At 47.8% G+C, this 6,306-nt stretch carries 9 protein-coding genes; 2 read left to right on the forward strand and 7 right to left on the reverse strand.

Annotated features, from left to right (window positions below; translation table 11 throughout):
- Positions 1–11: 11 nt before the first annotated feature.
- Positions 12–761 (forward strand): tRNA (guanosine(37)-N1)-methyltransferase TrmD, encoded by a 750-nt coding sequence (gene trmD, locus FTU55_RS10100; RefSeq protein ID WP_104470238.1) that lies wholly within the window; start codon positions 12–14, stop codon positions 759–761.
- A gap of 173 nt (positions 762–934) precedes the next feature.
- Positions 935–1,309 (forward strand): 50S ribosomal protein L19, encoded by a 375-nt coding sequence (gene rplS / locus FTU55_RS10105; protein ID WP_003792460.1) that lies wholly within the window; start codon positions 935–937, stop codon positions 1,307–1,309.
- A gap of 64 nt (positions 1,310–1,373) precedes the next feature.
- Here rplS and FTU55_RS15165 read toward each other — a convergent pair whose 3' ends face one another.
- The 7 genes from FTU55_RS15165 to FTU55_RS10135 all read right to left on the reverse strand — a co-directional run.
- Positions 1,374–1,649 (reverse strand): hypothetical protein, encoded by a 276-nt coding sequence (locus FTU55_RS15165; RefSeq protein ID WP_225876382.1) that lies wholly within the window; start codon positions 1,647–1,649, stop codon positions 1,374–1,376.
- A gap of 101 nt (positions 1,650–1,750) precedes the next feature.
- Entirely contained in the window at positions 1,751–1,891 is a 141-nt protein-coding gene (locus tag FTU55_RS15170) for a hypothetical protein (protein ID WP_228721960.1), read from the reverse strand.
- Positions 1,891–2,112 (reverse strand): triacylglycerol lipase, encoded by a 222-nt coding sequence (locus tag FTU55_RS10115; protein WP_180046985.1) that lies wholly within the window; start codon positions 2,110–2,112, stop codon positions 1,891–1,893. Before FTU55_RS10115 ends, FTU55_RS15170 begins: the two co-directional genes overlap by 1 nt.
- A gap of 123 nt (positions 2,113–2,235) precedes the next feature.
- A complete protein-coding gene (locus tag FTU55_RS15310) occupies positions 2,236–3,210 on the reverse strand; it encodes a triacylglycerol lipase (RefSeq protein WP_127800495.1) in 975 nt (324 codons plus the stop codon).
- An 87-nt stretch (positions 3,211–3,297) separates the two neighbouring features.
- Positions 3,298–4,284 (reverse strand): triacylglycerol lipase, encoded by a 987-nt coding sequence (locus FTU55_RS10125; RefSeq protein ID WP_180046987.1) that lies wholly within the window; start codon positions 4,282–4,284, stop codon positions 3,298–3,300.
- Positions 4,285–4,693: 409 nt separating this feature from the next.
- Positions 4,694–5,722, reverse strand: coding sequence for a lipase secretion chaperone (locus FTU55_RS10130; protein WP_180046989.1), 1,029 nt, complete (start codon positions 5,720–5,722; stop codon positions 4,694–4,696).
- Positions 5,723–5,792: 70 nt separating this feature from the next.
- Positions 5,793–6,306, reverse strand: a 514-nt coding sequence (locus tag FTU55_RS10135) for an RNA-guided endonuclease TnpB family protein (RefSeq protein ID WP_180046991.1), incomplete at its 5' end; no start/stop codon positions are given.

Below are 6,306 nucleotides of genomic sequence, written 5' to 3' on the forward strand. Positions count from 1 at the left end.
GGGAGTCTGCGATGTTTTTTGCAGTCATTACGCTTTTTCCTGAAATGTTTGAAGCGATTACACGTTTCGGTATTAGCGGGCGCGCAGCACAACGTGATTTGATGCAAATTCATTGTATCAATCCTCGCGATTATGCTGAGGGTAACTACAAACGAGTGGATGAACGTCCATTTGGTGGTGGTCCTGGTATGGTAATGATGGCTGAGCCACTGGCAAAAGCAATCCGCCGTGCCAAAGAACTTGCTCATGAAGCAGGTGCGGTCAACGTACCCGTGGTGTATATGTCACCACAAGGTCAAACCTTAAATGAACCCGCTGTACAAGAATTTGTCCAATATGACGGATTAATTGTGCTGTGTGGTCGTTATGAAGGTGTCGATGAACGTTTAATCCAGAAATATGTCGATCAGGAATGGTCGATTGGGGATTACGTGTTATCGGGCGGTGAACTGCCTGCGATGGTGTTGTTGGACAGTATTATCCGGAGACTTCCGGGTGCAATGTCTGATGAACAATCCCATGTGCAAGATTCATTTGTGGATGGTCTGTTAGACTGCCCACAATATACTAAGCCTGACCATTTTGAAGGTTTAGATGTGCCTGAGGTACTGAAATCAGGTCATCATGCCAATATTGAAAAATGGCGTTTTTTGCAGCGTTATCAGCGTACACTTGAGCGTCGGCCTGAACTGGTTGAACAAGTGGAACTGACCAAGCAGCAAAAGAAATGGCTAAAAGATTTGCCAGAACATAAATCTTAATTTATGCTTCGGGCGCAATAAAAAGCTTGGTCTTTAGACTGAGTATTTAAATAGGCTCTTTATGTCTTGAAGCGGTCAAGCATAAAGGGAAAGTTAATCGGGTCTATGCGCTTTAGCCTCTAGCCCCAGTGGATCTCAGACCTCTTCTGACCCACACATATTGGAGATACCCCATGAGTGGTAAGCATCCTTTAGTTCAAGCTGTTGAAAATGCTCAGCTTAAACAAGACATCCCAGCTTTTGCACCAGGTGACACAGTAGTTGTTCAAGTAAAAGTTAAAGAAGGTGACCGTGAGCGTCTACAAGCGTTCGAAGGCGTTGTCATTGCGAAGAAAAACCGTGGTCTGAACTCTGCGTTCACCGTACGTAAAATTTCTAGCGGTGTTGGCGTTGAGCGTGTATTCCAAACTCACTCTCCAATCGTTGCTAAAATCGAAGTGAAACGTCGTGGTGACGTTCGTCGTGCTAAACTTTACTACCTACGTGAATTGTCTGGTAAAGCTGCACGTATTCGTGAAAAGTTACCAGCGCGTAAAACTGAAGCTTAATCAGTTTTATCTCGTTGAAAAAAATGCGCCCTGTGGCGCATTTTTTTTATGGCCGAATATTGGTTTATAAACCTTGCAGTTTGAGCCGGTTGGCATGCTGGCGATAGACCGCAACAGGGTCTGGAGCAAAAGTACCTTTTAAACCAAACAGTAAATTCACTTCATCGAGATGATTCCATGGAAAATCATCCCGAATAGTTTTACCAAATTTGGCACTACAGACCGAGACAATGCCATCATTGACACCGCCTTTATGGGCCGAGATTAAATCAAGGGCTTTCATAGCAGCATCACCAACATCCAGTGGATTGGTGACTTGTGTATTTCTATTTCCGGTCATTGAATATAAGGCAATACTCTGGTCCTGATATTTGCCTTCACCACAGGGTGTTAAGGATAAGCCCAGCTGAAAACGCTGATTAAATTCCGCGGTTCCTTCAATCAGGTGCTATGACCTGCAGCAAAGGCATTATGCGGAAATGCATTGCCGTCCAGGCTTTGTGCCCACATGATCACTTTGCCAAAACTGCTGATTAGTACATTTAACAGGTCAGAGCTTCCTGTTTGATCCGCAAATTTCATTACATCGGAGGCCACCACGGTACACCCTGATTGGCACCACCGAAGGTCAGTACCGAAGCCACTTGGTCAGGAATTACACTTGCGGCATAACGCACCGCATGGGCTCCATGCGAATGGTCAATCAAGTTGACTTTTTTCGCTCCGCTGATGGCCATCACCTCCTGGAGCTGGGCCAGATATTGTTCACCACGGACTTCATCACTGGAGTTAAACGGCGACATCCGTGCTGCCTAGGCATTGCCGCCGTTACGGGCTTAAAATTTTTATTTTCATAAAGTTCCATTTTTCTTCATCATCAAAAATAAAAACCCTGCTCAAAAGAGCAGGGCAGATCATCCTTACGTTTACAAGCCTTGCTGTTTTAAACGGTTGGCATGTTGACGGTAGACACTGACCGGATCGGGGGCGAATACGGCTTTCAGACCCAGAAACTGATTGACTTCATCTAAATGGTTCCAGTTATAGTCATCGCGGATGGTTTTCCCAAACTTGGCACTACAGCGAGAGACCAGACCGTCATTTTCTTTGCCGCCATCAATCAGCAAGCTGGTGATTTTCAGGGCAGAGTCGGGGTCCAGAATATTGGTGACCGTACCAATACCGGTAAAGGAATAATTCACAACTCCATTCTGTTTATAGGCACCTTCACCGCAGGCCGTGGTTGGCATCCCTAGCGGGAATTTCTGGTTAAACTTGGCCGAGCCGGCCAGGGTCAGGCTGCCGCCGCCAGCCAGAGAATCATGCGGGAAGCTGTTCGGGTCCAGACCTTGTGCCCAGGTAATGGCTTTGGACACCAGATTGATTGCACCGACTAATGGTCCTTCAACCGGTGTGCCTTCTGCTTTTAAAATCAGGTCGGCCACTGGCGAGCCTTTATTTGGTGCACCCACCGCAGTTAAAGATGCCACCTGGTCTGGCATTACCCCGGCCACATAACGAATGGTAGGCCCGCCATGCGAATGACCAATCAGGTTGACTTTGCCCGCACCGGTCACAGCGAGAATTTCCTCGACTTGCTGTGCCAGCTGCTCGCCACGGACCTCACTGGAGTTAAATGGTGATACCCGGGTGGCCCAGACATTACTGCCGTGGCGCGCCAGATCTGGCAGAATCTGATACCAGTAATCTAGGCCAAAATTGTCAGTCCCCAAGGTAATAAAGCCACTCATGCCATGACTAAATACAATCGGATATTTGGTTTTGGCATACTGCGAGCTAACAAAAGGTGCTTTGACCTGGGTGCTGTTTGAGGCGTGCAGCTGTGTGGTGCCGCTCAATACGGTAGCGGCCAGACCGGCGATGAGATATCCATATTTCATTGTTAAATCCTCAGTCTTGTTCTTGTGAGTACAGACCGCTCACGATCTGTACGGTGTTCAGCCTTGTCACCAAGGCAATTTAAAAGTCTAGAGCTGCTGCTGTTTCAGGCGATTGGCATGCTGACGGAACAGTGCCACCGGATCCGGGGCAAAGCGGCCGCTCAGTCCGAACATCATATTGGCCAGATCGGTATGGTTCAGGTTGTAGTTGTCCCGAATCACCTTGCCAATATGCGAGCTGCAACGTGCCACCATGCCGTCATTGTCCTTATTGCCATACGACAGCGGCCCGAGTTGCATCAGAATGGTGTCGATATCCAGCAGATTGGTGGCTTGTGCAGTGCCGGTCCAGGAGTAGTAGCGGATCCCGCGATCAACTTCAGCGCCGGCCTGATCACAGTTTGCTGCCAGTGCCGTGGTCGGGAAACGGCGGTTAAAGTCCGCAGAACCGGTTTCGGTCAGGGATTTCATCGAGGCATCAAAGTTGATGGGCATATCTGGCTGTAACTGGGCATAACTGATGAGCGGGGCAATCATATAATCACCGACCAGATTGAAGACGGTACGCAGCGCAGTACTGTTCTGAATATCATCGGCCACTTTAGAGCCGCGGAACGTGCCACCAATACCGGTGACTGAGGCCACATATTCAGGTTTGACCGCCGCCACATAACGTACAGTCGGGCCACCATGTGAGTGGCCAATCAGATTGACCTTATTTTTGCCCGTAATGGCCAGCACATCTTCCACCTGGTGAATCAGCTGTTCACCACGAAATTCGGTCTGATGTGCCGGAGATAGCTGTGCGGCAAACACAGTGGCGCCGTGACGCGCCAGATCGGGCAAAATCTGGTACCAGTAATCCATATTGAAAGTTTCATTGCCAATTCGCGACCAGCCAAGCCAGCCGTGGGTCATGACAATTGGATATCGGGTTTGGGCATAATGGCTGATGGCGCGTTCCTGAACCTGCAAGACGCCCGGTTCGGCCTGTACGGGTGTGCTTAAGCCAAACAGGGCTGTCGCAAGTAACACGGCTGAACCCCATGTGGTTTTTTGTTTTAAATGATGCATGACTGATCCTTCATTTCATTTTTTGTTTTATTGATGCAGTACCACCTGTCAAAAATTCCTCCTTTGTCGTGCTTTGCATAAAAATGTGATGATGTTTTCGATTTATATGGAATGATGACTACTCATCCCGGCAGCCTGCCTGCAAATATGTCATTTCAGGCCAAAATTTATCAAAAATTACTGTTTTTATAAGGGCTTAGTAATTTTAAAATCCATTGTTTAGCATAAATAAACAGTTTTCTTGAAATCGTCATTAGCCATTCGGTTATTTTTTGTAGTTGCCGATAACTGGTCGATGAAGTGCACGTGAAATGGCAGAGATATTGATAAAAAATGAGGGGGGTGCTTAACAGAACATTAAACCTAGACCCATCCACCGCAATGATGGATGAGTCATCTTTAGAGGATGTTATTCGGCAAAAGGCAGTTTACCGCCCTGATCGTGCACCGATTCAAAGGTATCCAGCCGCAGCTGTTCTTGCGGATTGTTAAAATACTGCTGACGTAATTCTGCGACCGCCTGCTGTTTGGCGGCATCATTCAGGCCAGCACTGAGAATCTGATCGCGTTGATTTAAATATTGGGTAACACGGGTTTTCCAGTGGCTGCGCTCGACATCCAGCTGTTCCAGACGCTGCGTGGCTTCAGGCCCGACCAGATTCAGGCGCATCTGGCGCAGTTCTGCACTGGAGCCACCACGGGCTTTAATTTCTGCGGTCAGTGTTCTTAAATCTTCCAGCTTGTTGAGCTGTTCCAGATTGGCCTGCCAGTCTTCCGGCAGCTGCTCAAACAGGGCTTTTAATTTCTGGGCTTTTTCTGCTTCGGACAGCTGTTTATTGTCCATCACACTCAGGCGCTCCAGGGTATAGTCATGATAAACATCTTCCACCCCAAACAGACCCTCAATTTCATAGGCCGAGAAAAACTGCTGACGCAGGTTTTTCATGCTAGTAAAAATGCTGCGATAATATTGCGGGCTGTCCGGATCCAGTTGTGGCGGCTGCAATTCCCCTAGGCGCTCACGATAATCCAGATAGCGCTGCCATAAATCCAGAATTTGTCCCAAGGCCGGCTCCTGATGGGTCTGGGCGATATAACGCTGAAAATCCTGACGGATCTGCTCCAGGGTTTTCTCGCCATATTGGGTAATAAAATATTCAAAACAGTTGCGGGTCTGTTCATTGACCATCAACCGGTTGCCCGAGTCGAGCTGTAACTGGCAGTTAATTTCAGTGTCCTGCTGACTGGGACTTAAAAAGGACAGGGTCGCAGAGCTGTTTGGACTGCTCACGGGTAGAGACGAGGTTGCAGATGTACGCGCTGTGGCGGCCTGTGCATGACCGGGGGATGGTGGTGAATGGGGAATTAACCAGTAAATAATGCCCATCACTGCCACGGTAATCAGGCCCAACCAGAGCCATAATTTATGTTTTTGCATTCCTATGCACCTGTTTTTCCATTGTATTTATTTTAGGTTTTCAGTTCGGCCTCAATATGCCTTGACATCCTCACCCACCTGAAAGGAGGGTGATTCCTACTGCTAGACGCTTATGCCCAAGCGCAAGTATGTTCTTGGCGGAGTTTAAATCGCGTTGATTTACACTTCCGCATTCACATTCCCATACTCTTATTCGCAAATCTGCTCTACCTCTCGGACTGCTTGCGGTGATTGTACCGCAGCTCGAACAGGTTTGGGTTGTGAATCTCTCGTTGACTTCCTCAAACATGACCCCTGCGTTCTCGCATTTATACTTGAGCATGGTTTTGAGCGCTGAAAATCCTGTATCTAAAACAGATTTCGCCATTTTAGTTTTTACAAGTTTGTTCGCACTTAGATCACCAACGACAATCAGTGCATTGTCTTTCACCAGCTGGGTGCTAGCCTTGTGCAAATGGTCTTTACGACAGTTTGCAATCTTGGCGTGTAATGCACGGACACGCTTTTTATTTCTCGCTCTCTGAGCAATACCGAGCTTTTGCTCGTATTTTCGATAGAACTTGGGATTACTGATGACTGTGCCA

The sequence above is a fragment of the Acinetobacter sp. YH12117 genome (assembly GCF_013418865.1).
Taxonomy (GTDB): Bacteria; Pseudomonadota; Gammaproteobacteria; order Pseudomonadales; family Moraxellaceae; genus Acinetobacter; species Acinetobacter indicus.

Excerpts from the sequence above, each read along its gene's own strand:
- trmD (WP_104470238.1), top strand. The coding sequence starts at position 12 with ATGTTTTTTGCAGTCATTACGCTTTTTCCTGAAATGTTTGAAGCGATT.
- rplS (WP_003792460.1), top strand. The coding sequence starts at position 935 with ATGAGTGGTAAGCATCCTTTAGTTCAAGCTGTTGAAAATGCTCAGCTT.
- FTU55_RS15165 (WP_225876382.1), bottom strand. The coding sequence starts at position 1,649 with ATGACCGGAAATAGAAATACACAAGTCACCAATCCACTGGATGTTGGT.
- FTU55_RS15170 (WP_228721960.1), bottom strand. The coding sequence starts at position 1,891 with ATGAAATTTGCGGATCAAACAGGAAGCTCTGACCTGTTAAATGTACTA.
- FTU55_RS10115 (WP_180046985.1), bottom strand. The coding sequence starts at position 2,112 with ATGTCGCCGTTTAACTCCAGTGATGAAGTCCGTGGTGAACAATATCTG.
- FTU55_RS15310 (WP_127800495.1), bottom strand. The coding sequence starts at position 3,210 with ATGAAATATGGATATCTCATCGCCGGTCTGGCCGCTACCGTATTGAGC.
- FTU55_RS10125 (WP_180046987.1), bottom strand. The coding sequence starts at position 4,284 with ATGCATCATTTAAAACAAAAAACCACATGGGGTTCAGCCGTGTTACTT.
- FTU55_RS10130 (WP_180046989.1), bottom strand. The coding sequence starts at position 5,722 with ATGCAAAAACATAAATTATGGCTCTGGTTGGGCCTGATTACCGTGGCA.